Source organism: Paenibacillus tyrphae (genome assembly GCF_027925525.1).
Lineage (GTDB): Bacteria > Bacillota > Bacilli > Paenibacillales > NBRC-103111 > Paenibacillus_G > Paenibacillus_G tyrfis_B.
On record NZ_BSDJ01000017.1, the window covers coordinates 108,552 to 129,288 of the forward strand.

The following is a 20,737-nucleotide window of genomic DNA, read 5'->3' on the forward strand; positions in this document are numbered from 1 at the left end:
CGGTCGCTACCTGCCTCTCAGAAGTGCCCGCCTCCACAAAATAAACAAGCGTTCCGGCCCTCGCATTGGACGAGGCTGGAACGCTTCTTTGTTTCCGTCAAGCAGGAGTCCGCAGCATCAGATCGGTGAACTCGTTTGCCGGAACCGGCTTGCTGTATATGTAACCTTGAATTTCCCTGCATTTGATATCGAGCAGGAAGGAGAGCTGCTCCTCCGTCTCGACCCCTTCGGCAATCACGTTCAGCTTCAGGCTGAGCGCCATGGCCATAATCGCTTGGACGATGGCAGCATCGTCAGGATCGACCGTAATGTCGCGGACGAACTGCTGCGCAATTTTCAGTTTGTCGATCGGAAATTTCTTGAGATAATTGAGGGACGAATAGCCGGTGCCGAAATCGTCCATCGAGATATGTACGCCGAGCTCGCGCAAGGTTTGCAGCTTTTGAATGACTTGATCCACGTGATACATCGCAATGCCTTCGGTAATTTCCAGCTCCAGATACCGCGGCTCCAGCCCGCTTTCCTGCAGCGCATCGAGAACGACTTGGACAAAATCGTGCTGGTGAAACTGAATCGGGGAGATGTTCACCGCCATCTTCAGCGGCGGAAATCCGGCGAGCTGCCATGCCTTGTTCTGCTTACAAGCCGTGCGCAGCACCCATCGTCCGATCGGAATGATCAATCCCGTCTCTTCGGCCAGCGGAATAAATTCACCCGGCGAGATAAAGCCAAGCCGCGGATGATTCCAACGGATCAGCGCTTCCATTCCGTTCATGCGGGTCGTGAAAATATCGACCTGCGGCTGGTAGTACAGGACGAACTCCTCCTGCTCCAGCGCTTTGTTCAGCCACTCTTCCATCACCAGCTTCTGAATGACCGTATCGTTCATCTCGGCCTTGTAGAACTGGTAGCCGTTTTTCCCGAGCTCCTTGGCCCGGTACATGGCCGTATCGGCATTTTTCATGAGCGTAATGGGATCTTCCCCGTCCTGCGGATACATCGCAATTCCGATACTGCAGCCCACACGAAGCTCGTGTCCGTCAATGGCAAAGGGCTGGCTGAGCAGATGAATAATTTTCTGCGCCACCTTCTCGGCATCTTCCGGCCGTGACGTATCCTTGATCAGCACGGTGAATTCGTCCCCGCCCTGCCGCGACACGCCATCGCCTGCCTGCAGCCCGCTTTTGAGCCGTTCCGCCGCTTCCGTCAACAGGAGATCGCCGAACGCATGACCGAACGTATCGTTGACGTTCTTAAACCGGTCCAGATCGATGAACATAACGGACAGCTTGCCCCCCGACAGCTTGGCTTTCCGGATCGACATGCCGACGGTTTGTTGGAACTTCTGGCGGTTCGGCAGCCCGGTCAGCCTATCGTGATAGGCGAGGTACGTAAGCTGGCGTACCGTAAACTCCCGGTTGCGCATATCCGTCAGCACAAAGTAAAGGATCGGCGCCGTGAGCAGAGCGAGCCCCGCCAGATCAGCCGTTGTTCTCATCAAGTCGGCGGTTTGCGACGACGCATAGCGCACCGCCAACTCCATAACCTCTGCGAACGCCATAATAATGACGGCCGGGGCCATCGCCCGAATCGGCTTGACGCTGTTTTTCCGAACGGCCGCATTCAGGATCGGGGCGACCAACAGCACGGTCAAGCCCGCTGTCATGAAGTCCAACGAGTCATTAGGCACACCAAGCAACTGTTTGAGCGAAAGCAGTACGATTTCCGTACCGGCCATGACGCACCACAGATGCAAAAGCGCACCGTGCCGGTACAGTTTATGCCGCCATTCCCGCAGCAGACCCGAACCTACAGGACTCCGTTTTTTTGCCATGTCGATCCTCTGCTTCCTCTGATGAAGGGTTTTCTTTTATTCTAATTCCCTAGAACCAAAAGAACAAGACAATTTTGGTTATAAAGACCCATATTCATCGACATAAAACGATAAAATTCAACATCCCTTTTATTGAAATTCCGATCAATAAACGCGGAACGTATGTTCATATACCGTTTCGTCGTCATTGCTGTCCATAACCCGTATCTCCAGCTTCCAATGGCCGGGATAAGGCAAATAAGCTCCGCGCGTTTTGTACGTATGTCTTTTTAACCCGAACGACTCCTCGAAGCTCACATCCTCCGTATATTCGACAGGCACGACGAGCGGCGCAATTTCCGGATTGTCCGTCGCCTGAAGCTTCATGATCACCTGCTTCGGTTTGCCGAGCTTTTCGGGCAGCCACACTTTTACGGCAAAATCGTTAACGCCCGGCACGTTCGGACTGATCTGCGCGGTCATATGGATTTTCTCGCCCATCACATGCCAGTTCATCGGTTCATTGGCCGGAAGCGGGGTTAAATAAGTAAATACGCCGACGACGCCGACAATAAGCGTCATCAGCACGGCATCGACGCCAAGCAGGCGGCCTGCCCCCCGTTCGCTGCTTTTGCGGAACAAGAAGCGGATCAGCGCCGCGGTCACGACGACCAACAGCACGAGCCCGGTCTTCGCCAGAAGCAGCTTGCCCCACCCGGTCTCCACGATATACCGTACGTCCGGGAGAAAAATGAACACGGTCAGCACGCCGGAGACGGTCAGCAGCAAGATGCTGACCAGCGCAGCCGTTGAGAAGCGCGGAAGGAAACGTTTGCCCAGTTCCTTATCCGTACGCCACAAGACGAGCAGCATCAGCAGGCCTCCGACCCATACCGAAGAGGCGGCCAGATGAAGCCAGTCCAGCACGAGCGTTTCGCTTTTCGGTTCGAAAGCAGCCGCATGCCCGAGCAGACTTTTGGCGAACCAGACGAGCGCAAGCCAGATATAGTCGAGAAAGACGCTGCGGTACAGCACGACAAAGGACAGCAGCGCCAGCAACAATCCTCCGAGCCAGGCGTAGCCGACCGTCGTTTGGGTGAACAAACGCAGCAAACCTTCTGCTCCCCCGTCGCCGATCAGATCGCCCATATGCGCCCACATGAACAAAATATACGCGATCAAATAGAGCTGCTGCAGCCGTTCCGCCCACTGCCTCAGCCGGACGCGGGACGGATCTGTTTTTTCTCCGGGAGCGAACCAGCGCAGCCAGAGCAGCCAGCCCGTGAAACCGAGCAAAGCCAAATAAAACAAAATACGCGAGCCGAACTGCAGGACATCCTTCACTCCAAACGTACTCATCGGACCGTCGTGGCGGTGCAAATGCTCAATCGCAGGCGCGCTGCCGCTGACGCCCGACGGCTGGTCCAAGCTTTGGCCGACCGCGAACAAATAAGTGCCGTCTACGGGATGCCCGTCCGCTGAGATGACGTGATAAGTCACCACATAGATGCCTTTGACAAGTCCCGGCAGATCCAGGGTCAAGGTCGTGCGGGTATCGTTCATCACAGCCGCTTTGTCTGTTACCTTGCGCTTGCTGCCGTCGTAGACCCTTAAATAGTACAGCCCCTCCTCCAGACGCTCGTTAAACGTCAAGACCACCTGCTCCGGGGGCTTCTCCAGCTCCGCGCCGTTGGCCGGAACCGTCTGTACGAGAGAGGCGTGCGCTCCGGCCGTAGCCGCAGACCCAAACAGGTACATGAAGCCGAAGCCGACGATCAACACCCATAAGGCGAGCGTCCTGTACGTCTCTCCCCAATACCCTCTCCATTCCATTGGTTACTCCTCCTATCGTTTACCGGAGACCCGGTGTCCTCATCCCATGACCTCAATTTTTATCACAAAAAAAGGCAGGTTTCCCACAGCCCATAGTAAATGTAGCATAAAACGCAATAACAAACCAAATTCGGCGTTTTTTCGCGATTTTATCCTAATCAATTGGCGATTCTCGGCCGAAATAATAGATTGACAGCGAAGCGACGATGCGGTAAATTCATGTTATTGCTTTGTGAAAACAACTACATATTGTAGGTTCAAGAATCAAGAACTACGACATATTGTGGAAACTCGTTAGGGCATCGCTACGATAATGAAGCCGCACCCGCACGGTTCGTCAGGCCTGATCGACGGCAAACCGGCAGAACGACAGGAAGACGCTTCAGAAGCGGGAACCCTGCGCGTTACCAGACATTTAACGCTTCGCACGAAGCGTTAGCGGCATGCGTCTGCCTGCACGGCGGCGGCATGCTTTTTTCTTTGAACATTCCAAAGGAGCTGAATGCATGATCATCGTAAAACGGGACGGCACGAAAGAAGAACTCGTGTTCGCAAAAATGAAAAAAGTCATCGACTTCGCGTGCGAAACTTATCCGGAATGCGATCCGCTGGAGTTGGAAACCGCTCTGCTACCCTTGTTCCGCAACGGAATTACGACCCAGGAAATCCAGCGCCTGCTCATTCAGGTGGCCGTGGAAAAAACAAGCGTCGAGCAGCCGAACTGGCAGTACGTCGCCGCCAAGCTGCTTTCCTACGATCTTTATAAGGAAGCCCGCTTAAACCGCAAGTATGGCCATTTCGGCTACGGCGATCTGTATTCGCTGATCACCTATTTGACCGATATGGGCTTATACGGCAAATACATTCTGGAGCATTACAGCCGGGAAGAAATCCAGGAGCTCGGCACTTACATCAAGCCGGAGCGCGATTACCTGCTGAACTACATCGGCCTCAAAACGCTCGCCGACCGCTATTTGATCAAGGGACTGGACAAAGAAGTGCTGGAGCTGCCGCAGGAGCTGTTCATGGGCGTTGCGATGCACCTGGCCATGAAGGAAACGGATAAACTGCGTTGGGCGAAGCAGTTCTACGACGTGCTCAGCAATCTGGAGATGACGGTAGCGACGCCGACGCTGGCGAATGCCCGCAAGCCGCTGCACCAGCTCTCCAGCTGTTTTATCGATACGGTGCCGGACAACCTGTGGGGCATCTACAACGTAGACCAAAGCTTCGCGCAGGTATCCAAGCACGGCGGCGGCATGGGCATCTATGTCGGCAAAGTGCGCAGCCGCGGCTCCAACATCCGCGGATTCAAGGGCGTCGCCGGCGGCGTCGTGCCTTGGATCAAGAACTACAACAATACGGCCATCGCCGTCGACCAGTTGGGCGTCCGTTCCGGAGCCGTCGCCGTCTACCTAGACGTGTGGCATAAGGATATTTTGGACTTCCTGAACCTCAAGACGAACAACGGCGACGACCGGATGAAGGCTCACGACATTTTCCCGGGCGTCTGCATCCCCGATCTGTTCATGAAAACAGTCGAGGAGCGCGGCACATGGTACTTGTTCGATCCGCACGAAGTGCGCAAGATCAAGGGCTACTCGATCGAGGATTCGTGGGGCGAGGAATTCGAAAGCCGCTACTGGGATTGCGTGAACGACGACAAAATTTCGAAGGACGAAATTCCGGCCATCGACATCATGAAGCGCGTCCTTACCAGCTCGTTCGAAACCGGCACGCCGTTCGTGTTCTTCCGCGATACGGTCAACCGCGCTAACCCGAACAAGCACAAAGGCATGATTTACTGCTCGAACCTGTGTACCGAAATTTGCCAAAATATGAGCGCTACCGAGATGATCCAGACGGAGCACGAGGACGGCATCATTACGACAAAGGTAAAAAGCGGCGATTTCGTCGTCTGCAACCTGTCGTCCACCAACCTCGGCCGCGTCTATACGAAAGAAGACATCGAGCGCGTCGTCACGACGCAAATGCGGATGATGGACAATGTCATCGACCTGAACTACTACCCGATTCCGCAAGCGGAAATTACGAATAAAAAGTACCGCGCCGTCGGCCTCGGCTCCAGCGGCTACCATCAAATGCTGGCTCAGCTCAAAATTCAATGGGAATCCGACGAGCACGTGCAGAAAGCCGACGAAGTGTACGAATGGATGAACTACTACGCCATCAAAGCGTCGATGGAAATCGCCAAAGAAAAAGGCGCCTACCCTGTATTCGAAGGCAGCGAATGGCAGACCGGCGAATACTTCGAAGCTCGTGGCTACAACAGCCCGGAATGGCTCGAATTGAAAGAGCAAGTCGCGAAACACGGCGTCCGCAACGGCTGGATGTTCGCCATCGCGCCGACGGCATCGACCTCGCTTATCGCCGGTTCAACGGCCGGGATCGACCCGATCTTCAACAAGTTTTTCGTCGAAGAGAAGAAGAACGCCGTCATCCCGCAAACCGCGCCGAACCTGAACCCGGAGACGATGTGGTTCTACAAGGAAGCGCACCGGATCGACCAGCACTGGAGCATCCGCGCCGCCGGCGCCCGCCAGCGCCATATCGACCAATCGCAATCGTTCAACCTGTACATCACACCGGAGCTGTCCGCCCGCGAGTTTCTGGAAATGTACATCGCCGCTTGGAAGCACGGCCTGAAAACCGTCTACTACTGCCGCAACAAAAGCCTCGAAGTCGAGGATTGCGTAAGCTGCAGCGCGTAGATGAAGATTTTCTGTATCCTAATCCGTTAGGGCCGGGCGCATAAGCGCCCCCTCCCCAACGAAAAAGCCCGGAGTTCGCGGACGGCAGCGAAGCGCGCCGCCCAATGAACTCCAACGCTCTAAACGTAAAGCGTGTACATAAGACTCTTTGCAAATGCAAAGAGTCTTATGTACGAAAGCGATCAACCATCAACCGTCTCTCATCTGCACAACTTCACTCAACCGACCCTTTCCGGGGTCCAGGGGGCCGGCGCCCCATGGGGTCCTCCCTACTAGGGAGGATTTAGGAGGGTCATTCGACTTTAGGGGGTAGACCAACCAATGGAACTTCAAAAGAAAAAGCTGTTTAACGAGCACGGCGACCGGGATTGGGGCAAGCGCCGCATGATCGGCGGCAACACGACGAACCTGATCGAGCTGAACAACGTCAAATATGACTGGGCAACCAAGATGTACCGCACGATGATGAACAACTTCTGGATTCCCGAGGAAATCCCGCTCGCGCAAGATGCGAAGGACTACAAATTCCTGTCGCCCGTAGAGCGCCAAAGCTACGACAAGATCATCAGCTTCCTGATCTTTCTCGATTCGCTGCAAACGGCTAACCTGCCGAACATCAACGAGTACATCACCGCTCCGGAAGTCAACCTGTGCCTGACGGTGCAGACGTTCCAGGAAGCCGTGCACAGCCAGAGCTATTCGTACATCCTTGACAGCGTCTGCTCGGCGGAAGTGCGTGACGACATCTATAACCAATGGCGCGAGGACAAGCATCTGCTGCGCCGCAATCGATTCATCACCGACCTGTACGAGCGGTTCATCGAGACGCCTTCCACGGAAAACCTGATGCGCACCATCATGGCTAACTACATTCTCGAAGGCATTTATTTTTACAGCGGCTTCAGCTTCTTCTACGCGCTCGGACGCCAAGGCAAGATGCTCGGCACCGTCTCGGAGATCAAGTACATTCAGCGCGACGAACTGACGCATCTGGCGCTGTTCCAGAACATTTTCCGCGAAATCCGCAAGGAAAATCCGGAGCTGTTCACGGACGAGCTGATTGAAGACCTGCGCCAAATGATGAAGACGGCCGTCCAGCACGAGATCGAATGGGGCCAATACATCACGAACAACAACATTCACGGCCTGAGTAACGATATCATCGACCAATACATCAAATATTTGTCCAACGAGCGCCTGCGCAAGCTGGGCCTGGAAATTTTGTACCCCGAAGTCGTCGAGCATCCGATGAAGTGGGTCGAGACGTTCAGCAACATGAACAGCATGAAAACGGACTTTTTCGAGCAAAAGGTGACCAACTACAGCAAATCGTCCAACCTGAACTGGGACGACCTGTAAGCCGGATCCCCAAAGCGCTTACCTGATTAACAAAAGCATCCCGCTTCCTTTGCCTTGACGGCAGCGAAGCGGGATGTTTTTTCGTGTAATCTATATGCCTTATAAAGAAGACATATGCTTTTTCCGTTCCGTCTGCAATTCGTGGCAGATCGTCTCCAGCTCCTTTGCGAGCCGCGTCAGCCCTTCCGTCGAAGCGGTGATCGACTCCATCGCCGATAACTGCTCCTGCGACGAGGATAGCACATGATTCGCTCCCGCCGCACTGTCGTCGGAAATGCGCGCCACCTCGTTCAATGCGGCCGTCACCTGCTCCGATCCTGCCGACATTTGCTGGGCAGCTGCTGAAATATCCTGGATTTGATCGCATACTTTTTTCGCTTCGTCGACAATGAGCCGGAATACGTCCCCGGCTTCGTTCACCGCCGTATGACTCGTATCCACCTGACCGGCGCTTGCGCGCATCACCGATACGGCGGATACCGTCGCCTGCTGAATCTCTTCGATCAGCTGCGTGATTTGACCCGCCGACGCTTCGGCTTGCTCCGCGAGCTTCCGGACCTCGCGCGCCACTACGGCAAAGCCCGCTCCGTGCTCCCCTGCCCGGGCAGCTTCGATCGCTGCATTCAGCGCAAGCAGGTTCGTTTGGGAAGCTACCCCGGAAATCAGCGTAGCGATCTCTCCAATTTCGACCGACTGCTTCTCCAACCGCTGTAAAGCTGCAGACACTTCCGTCGAGGAGCTTTTCAAAGCGCCGAGCTGCGATACCGCATGGCCGATCGTATCGTTGCCTTTCTCCGCCTCTTCCACCATGCCGAGCGACGCCTCCGAAACGGTTGCCGACGATTCGGCTACGCGCTGTATGCCGATCGACATCTCTTCCATCGCACGTGCGCTGTCTTTGCTAGTCTGCGCCTGCTCTTCCGTTCCCGATGCCATGCCTTCCATGGAGGTCATGATCCGGCGGTTCGCCAGCAGTGTCTGCTCGGTGTTCTCATTGAGCCGTCCCACGTAATCGACCAGTTGCTCGGAGCTGTCCGTCAGCTTGTTCAGAATGTTGCCGAGCAGCTGCTGCTTCTCCTGCTTGTCCGCTTCGAGCAAGGCCACGGTTACCTTTTTCTTCGTGATTTGCCATACGGTCGTTCCTGCTGTCAGCAGAAGGAACACGGCATGAATCGCCAGCATCTCGATGCCGTACCCGTCCTTGCCGAACACAAGCTCCGAATACAGCCAGTAGGCGGTGATGTATTGCAGGGCAAACAAAGCGGTCATCAGCCAAATCAGCTTCGTATCTTCATAAAAGGCCATCAGGGCGATAACCATGAAGATTGAGAAATAAAATTCGACCATCCCGCCCGATCCGACGATCATCGCCATACTCGTGAAGGTCATGGACAGCGCATTGAACAGCGGAACGTAACGATGATGCCCCCGCCAAAATAACAGCGCAGCGACGACTAGCAGAATCAGCGGAGCCCCCAAAAACACATTAAGCAGTACCTCGTAAGCCAGCAAATCGTGCTGGGATTTAAAGACATGCACCCATCGGAATAAAGCGCATGCAAACACGGCCAACAAGTACGTTCCGAACGTCACCGGCAAGGTCATCCGGTTTTTAATCGCCAACACATCGGGCTTCGTGGATAACAAAAAGCTCACATCCTATTCGCTAAGGTCGAAGCTATACTCTTTATCACATATTATATCGGTCGTAAGTCCTATTTTTTATAGTAAAAAATGAAAAAACCGTGACAAGTCGTCGTCACGGTCTCAGCTTAATTCCAGCAATTCCTTCACCTTGAGCTCCAGCTCAACCATGGAAAACGGTTTATGCATATACGCATTCGCTCCAAGCTGCATTCCCCGGCTCGTGTCCTCTTCCCGGCTGCGCCCGGAAAGAACGAGCACTTTCGTATGGGGCGGCCGCGTGCCGCGCTCCCTCATCCGTTCGAGCACGCCGTACCCGTCGAGACGCGGCATCACGCCGTCGAGAATACACAGATCGACCGGGCTGCCGAGCAGCTCCAAATAAGCCTCTTCCCCATCGGCCGCCTCCTTGAAATCGATCGGCAGATGCTTGAGCTTCGCCATGAGAATCGAGCGCAAAATATTGTCGTCGTCGGCAATCAGCACCGTCTTGCGCGCCGCCGCGTCCGTCTCGGTACCGGCAGCGTCGCCGGTATACAGCATCACCCGGTTGCGGCCGCTTTGCTTGGCCTCGTACATCGCATCGTCCGCCCGCCTGATCCATTCGCTCAGCGTAAGGTCGGGCTGCCACTCCGACACGCCGGCCGAGAACGTAATGTGAAACGATTGGCCCTCGTTTTGCGCCACGGGTCCTTGATGCGTCTGCCTCAGAATGCCTTCGATCGTCTTTTTGGCGTCGGCCGCAGACGTGCCGGGCAGCACCACCACGAATTCCTCGCCCCCGAAGCGGGCGATCAGATCCGTAGCGCGCAGATTCGCCTGCAGCAGATAAGCGAGGCCCTGCAGGACCAGATCCCCGATCGGATGCCCGTACGTATCGTTGATCGACTTGAACCGGTCAATATCGATGAATACCATCGAGATCGTCCCGGGATACCGTGCGACGCGCTGCAGCTCGACTTGAATTTGGTGATCGAAATACCGCCGGTTGTACACTCCCGTCAACGGGTCGCGGAATGCCATTTGCTCGAACGTCTTGGTCCGCTTGAGCAGGCTGTAGATACGGGCGGCCAGCTCTTCGTATTGAAACGGCTTGACCACGTAGTCGTCCGCGCCCAAATAGAAGCAGCGGACCTTGTCGTAGACGTCGCTGCGCCCGGACAGCACGATCAGGGGCACAAGCTTTAAATTCGGGTCTTCCTTCAAAAATTCGAACAGCTCGTAGCCGCTGCCCGGATGCATCATGAGATCGAGCGAAATCAAGTCGTACGAACGCTCGCGGATGAGCCGCTGCGCCGAACTGACGTCTGCGGCTTCATCCACCTCGTAGCCGTCCAGCTTCAAACGCCGGACCAGATAAGCCCGCAGCACATCGTCATCGTCGATCACAAGCAGCCGTTCGCCTTGCGGAGGCGTCAGGGTGCGCTGCAACTGTCCCTGCTGCTCATCCGGCTCCAGCTCGCGTACAATGGTATCGATCTCCAATTCCAATTCGAGCACCAACGCAAGGGAAGCCTGCGAGCATTGCCGAAACCGTACCCGAACCGACGCTGACGCCACAGCTTCCTCGTCCTGCGACCATTCCCAGTGCCCGACCAATTTCTCGGCCAATACCCCGATGCGCGTGAAACCGAACATCGGCGCGCTGCCTTTCAGCGTATGTACGATACGGTAAAACCGGCGGGCCGTCTCGGACGTATCCTCCGGCTCCGCATCCTCAGTCCAATGCCGCAGCTGCTGCAGCTGCTTATTCAGCTCGCGAATATATTTTTTCCGGCCTTCCTTCAGCAGCCGGGCCTCTCGTTTCATCCGGTCGTCAGAGGGTGTTTGATGCAAAGCCTTCACTTCCCGTCTCCGGTATAAATTTCTATCGGTTAACGCGCGTCGCGCCGGATCAGCTCTTCCACGGTATCCAGCAGCTGCAGCGGACTAAACGGTTTGACGATATATTGCGTAACGCCCGCCGCCTTGGCACGTTCCCGGTCCTTATCCAACGCTTTGGCCGTCAAAAGAATAACCGGCGTATCCGCATTCGGATTCGTATGGCCGCGAAGCCATTCGCAAACTTCCACTCCGGTGCGTTCGGGCATCATATAGTCCAGAATAATTAAGTCGAACGGCCGCTCCTGCAAATAGGCGAGCGCCTGCGCCCCATCCTCCGCTTCGGTAAGCTCGTATCCTTCCTCGGCCAACGTTTCCGTTAGTAAGAACCGCAAGGCCGCTTCGTCATCGGCCAATAAAATTTTATAAGGTGCCATAAGCCGTCGAACGCTCCTTCATGGTGCATGCTCTATGAGATCATTATAGCACGGATGATTGTGCAGGGTTACAGGGAACTTTTCAATTGTATATAGTTCCAAAGTACCATTTGTAAACCAAAAGAACTATGATACGATAAAAACATCACAAAATTTGATGAAAACTTTACTTTTTTCGAGCACTTTTTCCTAGCTGAAAGGAAGGACAACATGAATCCTGTGGACCATCTGATCAAAAAAGTATCCAAGTACGTTTCGTTCGGCCAGCCCGTTTCATCCGGGTCCTTGGTAAGTCAGCGCTTGTCTGACCCGCGCATGCCGATGCAAGCGTTTTATTTGACACTCCAGCCCAAAAGCGAACAAGAGCATTACTATCATGAGGTTTGGCTGAAAAAAGAAGGCTCGTTTGCCATCACCGAAGCATGGTACAAAGACAGCATGGTCACCCGAAGCTTGGTTCAAGACAATATTTCTTATGAGCAGTTGATTAACGCAATCGGCGAGGAACAGTCCCATCATGTCGTTCTGCGAATGACGGAAATCGTCAAGAAGTCGGAACGGGAGGATTGGAGACCGTATTCCAGACGAGCCTGATTGAGACAGGCTTCAAAGCATGCTGCCATGCTCTTGCTTCCTGCGGGCATATTCGCGCCAGGATCCGCCGTTAATGCGTGGATATCCCCGCGGCTCGTTCCACAAGTAGATCCATCCCTCGCACTCTTCCCGCCGGATGTCGCGCACCCAGACGCGTTCATAATCGTTCCGCGCGTCGGGCCCGTAATACTCCTCCAGTTCGTCCATCCGATTCAGACCTTCCTGCGTCACGACCAGCCATTCGCCTTCGACGTCCGTCTCGCTACCGCAGCCCGACAGGACGAGTCCGGGATACGCTCCCGCATCGAACAATGCGCCGCGCACCCGTCCGGGCCGGACCGAGAGCACATAAGGCGCGACCACATGATGGTTCGACTCGCCGACCAACAGCGTGCCATAGACGAAAACCCGGATCAGATCGGTTCCCTCCTTCAACCCAACCTGCGAATTGCTTCCCTGGCGACGGTTGCCGGCTGGAGTAAATACCATTTTCTTCTATCATACCATATGCCGAGTTCGGGGAAGCGGGTGATTTGCCCTATCTTTGACAATGTGCCGTGTCCGAAAAAAGCAGACTGGCATAAATTGTCCATAAGACAAGTCTGTGGGGGAAAGGGGAGAGTGTGCCATGCTTAGTCCCGAAGATGCGAACAAGATCATTCGCTTTTTGTCGGCGGCGTATTTTTGCACCGACTCGGAGCAGGCGCATAAAGAGTTTAACCGGTTGGCCAACGAGCTGCGCAAAGCTTCCGGCCAGCCGGAACAATGATGCCGCTGCAGGAAGCGGCGTCAGAGTGTTGAGAAGCCCTAGGAGTAGAAAATCTTAGAGAAATAGAGGTGGGGTATATCCCGTAAGAGTTTACGTCCGCCTCAAGACAATAGAAAAAAGCCAAAAGCGTCCACTTCTGGCTTGTTCCATTTGCGATTATTTTCGCTATCCTTTCGGCTAGTGCCTGGTGGACGCCGTTTCCTGCTGCCGCGAATTCAGTCCGCGGGTTTTCACGATGATTTTCCGAATACTGTCCTCCGACAGATGAAACTGACGGATCAGATCGGTGACCGTATGTCCGTTCTCATACAGCCTGAAAATCTCGAAATTCCGACGCATAATCGACTGCCGGGTGCCGTTGTTCTCACCCCAGCCTGCGCGGGTTTGTTCTTTTTTCGGTATATAAATGATTTCGCCCTGTATATAGTCCTGCAGTTGCTTGAGCAGACTAGGCGGCAAAATATCCTTCCCATTCTTGTACCCCACCGATGAAAGCCTCCTTTCGCGCCATGTTGGCCAAAGCCCCGAAAGTTATAAGCATTTTCATCTTTACACCTCCTCTGAGTTTTGCCGAAGCAAAACTGACGTCGCAAGCATTAGGGGCATGAAATTCAGGATAAACGTCTACGCCGTCCTTATCATCATTAAGGATAAGCGCGTTTATCAAGGTTGACGCGAAGCTATAAGTTGCATTAACTTATAAATTCTTATCAACAAAAAAACACGATCGCCATATCGTGCCTGAATGCCTCTATATGTCATGTATCATTCAATGACGGTTCAGGTGACGGTGAAGGAGAAAAATGCTTATTCACTTGTTAGCAAACCCTTTTCCTTTTTTCATTGTGTCCAGTACCATTACCATTGCACGACACTCCTCTCACCTGAATTTTTTTGAAGACACGGAATTTCTCTTACATTATAACCCATCGATTCTTGTATTGTCCATCCGCGAATATATAAGGGGCCCGAAGGCCCCCTTGACTGGCGTCTCCGCTTACGCGAAGACCACCTCGGATACCGTAATCATTGTTTCTGATCACTCCTTTCCTTAAGCGTCAGCTGGCCGGCTACATCTCCTATTAACTCATAATCGGCTGCCGTGCCGCAAGGTGGAAAACTTTTATAACGATTTTATCCTTATCCTGTCCGCTGCTGCGTCTCACGGAAGCTTATGCCCGAAAAACGCCGGTTCCCGTATTTTTGAACTGGCGCAAACCGCCCGCATCGTATATAATGGCATACAGTAAAGCGCCGGAAACGAATATAAAAAAGCTCGTATAATTGCAGGATGAATCGGCCTGCGAGTCTCTACCCTGCCTCCGCAACGGCAGGACTACGAGCGGTACACATACGGACGCAGAAGGGAAGACCGCCGCTGCTCGCAGCCCGGCCGACCGTTTTGCGCCTTTTCTTGCTTTTGCGTATCGCTCGATTGCCCGTTTCTTATGTGGAAACGGACGAATCGGGCTTTTTGTGTTTATCGGGCTTAGGATCATGTTAACGTTCGGGAGGAAAAAGTAATGGAACTGCTAAAAAACAAAGTGCAGCAGGAAGGAATCGTGCTCGGAGACCAGGTTCTTAAGGTCGACTCGTTTCTCAACCATCAGGTCGATCCTGCCCTCATGATGGAGATCGGCAAAGAATTTGCTGCCCGTTTCGCCGGCGAGCACATTACGAAGGTGCTGACCATCGAATCGTCCGGGATCGCTCCCGCCGTCATGACGGCGCTGCAGCTCGGCGTGCCGCTCATTTTCGCACGCAAGCGCAAGTCGCTGACGCTGCGGGACGATCTGCTTACGGAGAAGGTGTATTCCTTCACCAAGCAGGAAGAAAGCGAAGTATCGGTCTCCAAAAAGTTTTTGTCGCCCGGCGACCGGGTGCTGCTGATCGACGATTTCCTCGCCAATGGCGAAGCGGCGTTCGGGTTGGCCCGAATTGCCGAGAAAGCGGGCGCTACGGTAGCCGGTATCGGCATCGTGATCGAGAAGGCTTTTCAGCCCGGGGGCCGAAAGCTTCTGGATGCAGGCTATCGCGTAGAGTCGCTCGCGCCCGTCGCTTCGTTGGCGGACGGACGGGTCACGTTCGCGGACAAGCCTGAGCCGCAGACGAATCCGGTATAAATCAAAACCGTGCCCAACAATCCATTCCCGGAGGTATCCTTCCTGTGTCTATGAATGCCAAAACAACCAGCCAGCCGCCGATGCGGCGGTTTTCGCTCGGCCTGCAGCACGTGCTCGCCATGTACGCCGGCGCCGTCATCGTGCCGCTGATTGTCGGCAGCGCGCTGAAGCTGTCGCCGGAGCAGCTCGCCTACCTGGTTTCGATCGACCTGTTAACCTGCGGTATCGCGACCCTGCTTCAAGTTTGGAGCAACCGGTTCTTCGGCATCGGCCTGCCGGTCGTGCTCGGCTGTACGTTCACGGCCGTCGGCCCGATGATTGCCATCGGCAGCCAGCACGGCATCTCGACCGTCTACGGGGCCATTTTGGCCGCGGGCTTGTTCGTCGTCATCTTCGCCGGACTGTTTGGCAAGCTGATCCGCTTCTTCCCTCCGGTCGTGACCGGCTCGGTCGTCACGATCATCGGCCTTACGCTTATTCCCGTGGCGCTGAACGATATGGGCGGCGGGGTCGGCAACCCGAATTTCGGCGCGCCGGTCAACCTGCTGCTTTCGTTCGGTGTGCTCGCGCTGATTATCGCCATGAACCGCTTTTTCACCGGCTTTTGGCGGGCGATCTCGATTCTGCTCGGGTTGATTGTCGGGACGCTTGTAGCGGCGCTGCTCGGTAAAGTCAGCTTCGCTCCGTTCCATGAAGCTTCCTGGTTTCATATGGTGCACCCGTTCTACTTCGGCATGCCGACGTTTGAAATCACCTCCGTGCTGACGATGATTCTGGTCGCTGCGGTCAGTCTGGTGGAGTCGACCGGGGTCTTTCTGGCGCTCGGCAAAATATGCGACCGCGACATCCGCTCCGAGGATTTGACCCGCGGCTATCGCGCGGAAGGTCTCGCGATCATCCTCGGCGGCTTGTTCAACGCCTTCCCGTATACGACCTACTCGCAGAACGTCGGGCTGATCCAAATGAGCGGCGTCCGGACGCGCGACGTGATCATGACCGCAGGCGGCATCTTAATCGTCCTTGGCCTGATCCCGAAAGTCGCGGCGCTGACGACATTGATCCCGACCCCCGTGCTCGGCGGCGCGACCGTAGCCATGTTCGGCATGGTCGTCTCTTCCGGAATCCGCATGCTCGGCTCGCAGGTCGATCTGAACAACCATGAGAACCTGCTGATCATCGCCTGCTCCGTCGGCATGGGCCTCGGCGTGACGGTCGTTCCGACGCTGTTCAACCAACTGCCGCAAGCCGTGCAAATTTTGACCGGCAACGGTATTGTCGCAGGCAGCTTCACCGCGATCGTGCTGAATCTGGTGTTCAACCTTCGACGGAAACGGTCGGTTGCCGATGCTTCGCAGCCGCAAGGCGCCGCGAACTAATCGAGTTGACATCATACAAGAAGACTGCGGCCTGTGAAACACATCATTCACAGAACCGCAGTCTTCTTTTTTGCCATATATCCTATTGGTTTAGTCCCAAACGACTTCCCAATTTCGGTTCAGCGACGCTTCGATCGTTCCCCGCTCCATAATATAGCCGGCCAGCAGCTCCGCCATATCGGTCGGAATGTCCTTCACGATCGGCTTCCCTTGGAACATCAGGTAGTTTCCGCCGCCTGCCGCCCGGTAATTGTTCATGACGACGTCGTATTCCGCTTCCGGATCGATCGGCTTGCCGTTGTAGCTCAGCTCGACGATCCGCTGTCCTATCGGACGCGAAATGTTGATGCGGTACTCAATGCCTTCCCACATGTCGTAATTGTAATGCTGCGGCTTCGGATCGCTGAATTCCGCACTCACCTGCACCGGACCGCTTCCGTCATAATGGGCAAAGTACGAGGCCGAGCGCTCCAGTGCGGCGCGGATATCATGCCCCGACACCCCGATGACCTGCAGCGTGTTCGGATAGATGTAATTGGAGACAATGTCCCGCATCGTGATATGCTCGGGAAATCCCGGCGAGATGTTGTCGAACAGCGCAGTGTTCGAGATCGGGGCCCCCGACAGCTCCATCTGAACCCGGTTGATAAACTCGATGAGCGGATGCTCCTTCAGCCGGACCTGCATCGGATCGGTGATGCGCATGTCGCCAAGCAGACGCCCGATCGGCTGATCCAGCCATACCTGCGCAAGGCGTTCGTGCGGCTCCACGATCCCCATCACCGCAGAATCCGGCGCTTCGCCTTGCGGGGACACCAATTCCGACGCGGCTTCCAGCACGCGCCAGCTTCCCGCTTCCAAGCCCAGCGTCAGCGTAACTTTGCCGAGCCAGGCGCCTGCGCTGCCGGGCTGCACAACCGTCACCCCGTTGATGCTCGTTCCGCTGATGGAACGATGCTGGTGACCCGTGAGCAGCACGTCGATGCCTTCCACTTCGCGGCAGAGCGCGTAGCCTTGATTTTCCCCCGTCAACGGTTCCGTCGGCTCGCCGGATTCCAAGTGCCGCTCAAACCCTCCGTGATAGGAGACGATCACGACGTCCGCTCCCTCGTGCTCGCGCAGATGCTTCACCCACCGCTTGGCCGTCTCTACGGCATCCTCAAAACGCAGGCCCGCGATATGCTCGGGCTTCTCCCAATGCGGGATGTAAGGCGTCGTCAGCCCCAGCACGCCGATTTTGAGCCCATGTTCGAGCGTCTTGACCAGATAAGGCTTGCCGAATACCGGTTCGCCGGTCGCCTCATCGACGATATTGGCGCTGAGCCAAGGGAAATTCGATTCCCCAACCGCTTTGCGCAGCAGCTCCATCCCATAGTTGAACTCGTGATTCCCGATAACGGCTGCGTCGTACCCGATCTCATTCAGACACTGGATCATCGGATTCGGCTCTCCGCCGTTCAGTTTGGCATGATGATACGCCAGCGGCGTCCCTTGAATCAAATCCCCATTATCGATAAGCAGTAGCGGCCCGCCCTTTTGGCGCTCCTTGCGAATGATCGATGCGATTTTGGCGAAGCCCGTTTCCGTTGCGCTGTTGTTGGCATACTGGATCGGCAGCAGCGCCCCGTGAAGGTCGCTTGTTTCCAGAATCGTGACTGTCAGCTTTTGAACCACCTTGATTTCAACTCCGTTTTTCCATAGAATTGAATCCACTATATCAAATTTAGCGCCGGAGAACCATCCGTCGGGATCCAAAAATATTTTTCGACATTTTTAGGGCTTTTTCACAAAAAATTTACTATGGGTTATCCGAATCTGTGGTATAGTAGGAAATGGATTTTGATTTAACAAGTTAACAGGAGGTCCATTCCATGTTTAAAAAGTTTGCAGCAGTCAGTCTGTCCCTGGTGCTTACCGCCGGGATTGCAGCAGGTTGCGGTACGAAAACAGAGAACAATTCTGCAACCCCTGCTCCTTCCGACAAAAAGCAAGAAGCGCCTGCGGCGAAAGGCTATCAGCCTAAAGAATTGAAAGTGCAATTCGTTCCTTCCCAAAGCGCAGAGACGCTGGAAGCGAAGGCGAAGCCGCTGGAAAAGCTGCTCGGCGACAAGCTCGGCATTCCGGTTAAAGTATCCGTCTCGACCAACTACAACACCGTTATCGAAGCGATGGCTTCCAAGCAAGTCGATATCGGCTTCCTGCCTCCGAACGCTTACGTGCTGGCGCATGACGAGAAGAAAGCAGCGGACCTGCTTCTGCAAGCTCAACGTTACGGCGTAGACGAAAAAACGGGCGCCGACACCAAAGACCTGGTTGACTTCTACAAAGCAATGATCATCGTTAAAGCAGACTCCCCGATCAAAGAATTGAAAGACCTGAAAGGCAAAAAAATCGCTTGGCAGGGCGTAACGTCCTCCGCAGGCTTCGTATGGCCGGCTAACGAAATGAAAAAAGCGGGCGTCGATCCGGAGAAAGACGTAACGGGCATCGAAGTAAAAGGACACGACAAAGGCATTCTGGCCGTGATGAACGGACAAGTGGATGCAGCGGCTGTGTTCCAAGACGCGCGCAATACGGTGAAGAAAGACATTCCGGACATTTTCGAGAAAACAAAAGTGGTTGCTTTTACGGCTCCGATTCCGAACGACACGATCGCCGTTCGCAAAGATATGGATCAAGAATGGAGAGACAAAATCGCTCAAGCGTTCATCGATATCGGTAAAGATCCGGAAGGCGGAAAAATCATTTTCGACGTGTACTCGCACCGCGGCTACGTGAAATCCGACGACAAGAAATTCGACGTCGTTCGCGAATATTCCAAAGGCATCGGCCAGAAGTAATATAAGATTTCAGCAAAAGGAGCACCCTGCTTTCCTCAGCGGCGCTCCTTTTTTGCGTTACAGGCGCTCCTTGACTTGATCCAGTTCCAACGTCGAAGACCCAGGGATCCCTGCTTCATCAGCATCCCTCGTCACATACCGTTGCAAGGCGTCGGCGTCCTTTAACAAATGCCCAGTCAAAAGGCACACCGCCGTCTCGTCCTTATCCACGACCCCCTGCGCGACCAGCTTGCGAAGCCCTGCCGCCGACGCCGCAGAGGCCGGTTCGCAGCCGATACCCGCCCGGTCGATCACCGCTTTCGCCTCCATGATCTCCGCATCGGTCACGGAAACCGTTACGCCGCGGGTCGCTTGCAGCACGGCGGCAGCTTTTTTCCAGCTTGGCGGGTTGCCGATATTAAGCGCGCTGGCCAGCGTATGCGGCCGGGGCTCCGGTATCAGCTCTTTCAGACCGTGTGCGATCATCCGGTGGAACGGACTCGCGCCTTCCGCTTGCACGACCGCCACCCGAGGCATACGCGAAATGAGTCCTACTGCCAGCATGTCCTGCAGCCCTTTGCCCAGCGCGGATACATTGCTCAGCGCCCCGCCGGGCAGCACGATCCAATCCGACATTGTCCAGTTTAGAGCCTGCGCGATTTCGTAGACGATGCTTTTTTGTCCCTCAATCCGAAACGGATTAATCGAATTGCATACGTACAGCTCCAGATTGGCCGCATGCCGTTCCAAGAAGCGAATCCCATCGTCGTAGGTGCCCTGGAACCGGATCATTCGCGCACCATAAGCCGCCGTTTGCAGCACTTTCCCGTCTGCAACGCCTTCCTCTGGGACAAAGACGTACGAGGCTTTGCCGGAAAGCGCCGCATACATTGCAAGCGACGAAGACGTATTTCCCGTCGACGAGCAGGCAAACCGCTCATACCCGAGCCACGCGCCTTGCGACACGGCGACCGTCATCCCGTTATCCTTGAAGGAGCCGCTTGGATTCTCGCTCTGCGCCTTAAGCCGCAAGTCCCGGACTCCGGTAAAGCGGCGGACCGGTTCGGAGCCGTACAGCCCCGTGTTGCCCTCGTATTTGGTTACGACCCGCTCTACCGGAAGCTCCGGGTGAATCAGCTCCTTATAGCGCCACACCCCGCTTGCATAGGGCGTATTGCGCTGCGCCAGGCGCTCGTCGAAGACGCGCTGCAGCTTCTCGCCGTCCAACGCTCCAAGGCTCTGCTCGACCTGAAGCAGCCCGCCGCATTCGCAGCGCCATACCGGATCGGTGAGGCTCCGTTCTTCTCCGCACTCCGTACAGCTCAATTTCATGCCGCTCGCTCCTTCTCGCTATTGCGATTTGCTTCATTCGACTTTAGAATAAAACGAAAAAACATATAAGTATAATATATTTATT

16 protein-coding genes and 1 riboswitch are annotated in these 20,737 nt (G+C 55.0%); of the genes, 7 read left to right on the top strand and 9 right to left on the bottom strand.

Features of this window, described 5'->3' with window-relative positions:
* Positions 1 to 97: 97 nt before the first annotated feature.
* Both QMG93_RS20690 and QMG93_RS20695 read right to left on the bottom strand, forming a co-directional pair.
* Positions 98 to 1,834 (bottom strand): putative bifunctional diguanylate cyclase/phosphodiesterase, encoded by a 1,737-nt coding sequence (locus QMG93_RS20690; RefSeq protein ID WP_281939739.1) that lies wholly within the window; start codon positions 1,832 to 1,834, stop codon positions 98 to 100.
* A 144-nt stretch (positions 1,835 to 1,978) separates the two neighbouring features.
* The gene (locus QMG93_RS20695; protein ID WP_281939740.1) at positions 1,979 to 3,646 is read right to left on the bottom strand and encodes a copper resistance CopC/CopD family protein; all 1,668 of its coding nucleotides are present in this window, start codon (positions 3,644 to 3,646) and stop codon (positions 1,979 to 1,981) included.
* 506 nt (positions 3,647 to 4,152) lie between these two features.
* On the opposite strand from QMG93_RS20695, the gene QMG93_RS20700 reads away from it, so the two are divergent.
* Positions 4,153 to 6,378: a ribonucleoside-diphosphate reductase subunit alpha gene (locus QMG93_RS20700; RefSeq protein ID WP_281939741.1), complete on the top strand. Its 2,226-nt coding sequence runs from the start codon at positions 4,153 to 4,155 to the stop codon at positions 6,376 to 6,378.
* A 321-nt stretch (positions 6,379 to 6,699) separates the two neighbouring features.
* Positions 6,700 to 7,737: a ribonucleotide-diphosphate reductase subunit beta gene (locus QMG93_RS20705; protein ID WP_010499619.1), complete on the top strand. Its 1,038-nt coding sequence runs from the start codon at positions 6,700 to 6,702 to the stop codon at positions 7,735 to 7,737.
* 99 nt (positions 7,738 to 7,836) lie between these two features.
* On the opposite strand, the gene QMG93_RS20710 is transcribed toward QMG93_RS20705, so the two are convergent.
* From QMG93_RS20710 to QMG93_RS20720, 3 genes are all read right to left on the bottom strand, one after another.
* A complete protein-coding gene (locus QMG93_RS20710) occupies positions 7,837 to 9,384 on the bottom strand; it encodes a methyl-accepting chemotaxis protein (RefSeq protein ID WP_281939743.1) in 1,548 nt (515 codons plus the stop codon).
* Positions 9,385 to 9,504: 120 nt separating this feature from the next.
* The gene (locus tag QMG93_RS20715; protein ID WP_281939745.1) at positions 9,505 to 11,226 is read right to left on the bottom strand and encodes a diguanylate cyclase; all 1,722 of its coding nucleotides are present in this window, start codon (positions 11,224 to 11,226) and stop codon (positions 9,505 to 9,507) included.
* Between the two features lie 29 nt (positions 11,227 to 11,255).
* The gene (locus tag QMG93_RS20720) at positions 11,256 to 11,639 is read right to left on the bottom strand and encodes a response regulator (protein ID WP_281939747.1); all 384 of its coding nucleotides are present in this window, start codon (positions 11,637 to 11,639) and stop codon (positions 11,256 to 11,258) included.
* A 210-nt stretch (positions 11,640 to 11,849) separates the two neighbouring features.
* Between QMG93_RS20720 and QMG93_RS20725 the strand changes: the two genes are divergently transcribed.
* Complete coding sequence (locus tag QMG93_RS20725; protein ID WP_281939749.1) at positions 11,850 to 12,233, top strand: hypothetical protein; 384 nt, start codon at positions 11,850 to 11,852, stop codon at positions 12,231 to 12,233.
* A 12-nt stretch (positions 12,234 to 12,245) separates the two neighbouring features.
* Here QMG93_RS20725 and QMG93_RS20730 read toward each other — a convergent pair whose 3' ends face one another.
* Complete coding sequence (locus QMG93_RS20730; RefSeq protein ID WP_281939795.1) at positions 12,246 to 12,650, bottom strand: gamma-glutamylcyclotransferase; 405 nt, start codon at positions 12,648 to 12,650, stop codon at positions 12,246 to 12,248.
* Positions 12,651 to 12,861: 211 nt separating this feature from the next.
* Here QMG93_RS20730 and QMG93_RS20735 point away from each other — a divergent pair, with 211 nt between their 5' ends.
* On the top strand, positions 12,862 to 13,002 hold the full coding sequence (locus QMG93_RS20735; RefSeq protein ID WP_281939751.1) for an N-acetylmuramoyl-L-alanine amidase: 141 nt from the start codon (positions 12,862 to 12,864) through the stop codon (positions 13,000 to 13,002).
* Between the two features lie 177 nt (positions 13,003 to 13,179).
* Here QMG93_RS20735 and QMG93_RS20740 read toward each other — a convergent pair whose 3' ends face one another.
* The gene (locus QMG93_RS20740; protein ID WP_010499607.1) at positions 13,180 to 13,488 is read right to left on the bottom strand and encodes a CD3324 family protein; all 309 of its coding nucleotides are present in this window, start codon (positions 13,486 to 13,488) and stop codon (positions 13,180 to 13,182) included.
* 770 nt (positions 13,489 to 14,258) lie between these two features.
* A riboswitch (purine riboswitch) is annotated at positions 14,259 to 14,361 on the top strand.
* Positions 14,362 to 14,525: 164 nt separating this feature from the next.
* On the opposite strand from QMG93_RS20740, the gene QMG93_RS20745 reads away from it, so the two are divergent.
* Both QMG93_RS20745 and QMG93_RS20750 read left to right on the top strand, forming a co-directional pair.
* A complete protein-coding gene (locus tag QMG93_RS20745) occupies positions 14,526 to 15,125 on the top strand; it encodes a xanthine phosphoribosyltransferase (RefSeq protein WP_281939753.1) in 600 nt (199 codons plus the stop codon).
* Between the two features lie 50 nt (positions 15,126 to 15,175).
* Positions 15,176 to 16,501 (top strand): nucleobase:cation symporter-2 family protein, encoded by a 1,326-nt coding sequence (locus tag QMG93_RS20750; protein WP_281939797.1) that lies wholly within the window; start codon positions 15,176 to 15,178, stop codon positions 16,499 to 16,501.
* A 90-nt stretch (positions 16,502 to 16,591) separates the two neighbouring features.
* On the opposite strand, the gene QMG93_RS20755 is transcribed toward QMG93_RS20750, so the two are convergent.
* Positions 16,592 to 18,175, bottom strand: coding sequence for a bifunctional metallophosphatase/5'-nucleotidase (locus QMG93_RS20755; protein WP_281939755.1), 1,584 nt, complete (start codon positions 18,173 to 18,175; stop codon positions 16,592 to 16,594).
* Positions 18,176 to 18,372: 197 nt separating this feature from the next.
* On the opposite strand from QMG93_RS20755, the gene QMG93_RS20760 reads away from it, so the two are divergent.
* The gene (locus QMG93_RS20760; protein WP_281939757.1) at positions 18,373 to 19,341 is read left to right on the top strand and encodes a phosphate/phosphite/phosphonate ABC transporter substrate-binding protein; all 969 of its coding nucleotides are present in this window, start codon (positions 18,373 to 18,375) and stop codon (positions 19,339 to 19,341) included.
* A 57-nt stretch (positions 19,342 to 19,398) separates the two neighbouring features.
* On the opposite strand, the gene thrC is transcribed toward QMG93_RS20760, so the two are convergent.
* Positions 19,399 to 20,652 carry a threonine synthase gene (gene thrC, locus QMG93_RS20765; protein WP_281939759.1) on the bottom strand — a complete coding sequence of 418 codons (1,254 nt, stop codon included), beginning with the start codon at positions 20,650 to 20,652 and terminating at the stop codon, positions 19,399 to 19,401.
* Between the last annotated feature and the right edge of the window lie 85 nt (positions 20,653 to 20,737).

Excerpts from the sequence above, each read along its gene's own strand:
- QMG93_RS20745 (WP_281939753.1), top strand. The coding sequence starts at position 14,526 with ATGGAACTGCTAAAAAACAAAGTGCAGCAGGAAGGAATCGTGCTCGGA.
- QMG93_RS20735 (WP_281939751.1), top strand. The coding sequence starts at position 12,862 with ATGCTTAGTCCCGAAGATGCGAACAAGATCATTCGCTTTTTGTCGGCG.
- QMG93_RS20700 (WP_281939741.1), top strand. The coding sequence starts at position 4,153 with ATGATCATCGTAAAACGGGACGGCACGAAAGAAGAACTCGTGTTCGCA.
- QMG93_RS20695 (WP_281939740.1), bottom strand. The coding sequence starts at position 3,646 with ATGGAATGGAGAGGGTATTGGGGAGAGACGTACAGGACGCTCGCCTTA.
- QMG93_RS20690 (WP_281939739.1), bottom strand. The coding sequence starts at position 1,834 with ATGGCAAAAAAACGGAGTCCTGTAGGTTCGGGTCTGCTGCGGGAATGG.
- QMG93_RS20705 (WP_010499619.1), top strand. The coding sequence starts at position 6,700 with ATGGAACTTCAAAAGAAAAAGCTGTTTAACGAGCACGGCGACCGGGAT.
- QMG93_RS20760 (WP_281939757.1), top strand. The coding sequence starts at position 18,373 with ATGTTTAAAAAGTTTGCAGCAGTCAGTCTGTCCCTGGTGCTTACCGCC.
- QMG93_RS20725 (WP_281939749.1), top strand. The coding sequence starts at position 11,850 with ATGAATCCTGTGGACCATCTGATCAAAAAAGTATCCAAGTACGTTTCG.
- QMG93_RS20720 (WP_281939747.1), bottom strand. The coding sequence starts at position 11,639 with ATGGCACCTTATAAAATTTTATTGGCCGATGACGAAGCGGCCTTGCGG.
- thrC (WP_281939759.1), bottom strand. The coding sequence starts at position 20,652 with ATGAAATTGAGCTGTACGGAGTGCGGAGAAGAACGGAGCCTCACCGAT.
- QMG93_RS20750 (WP_281939797.1), top strand. The coding sequence starts at position 15,176 with ATGAATGCCAAAACAACCAGCCAGCCGCCGATGCGGCGGTTTTCGCTC.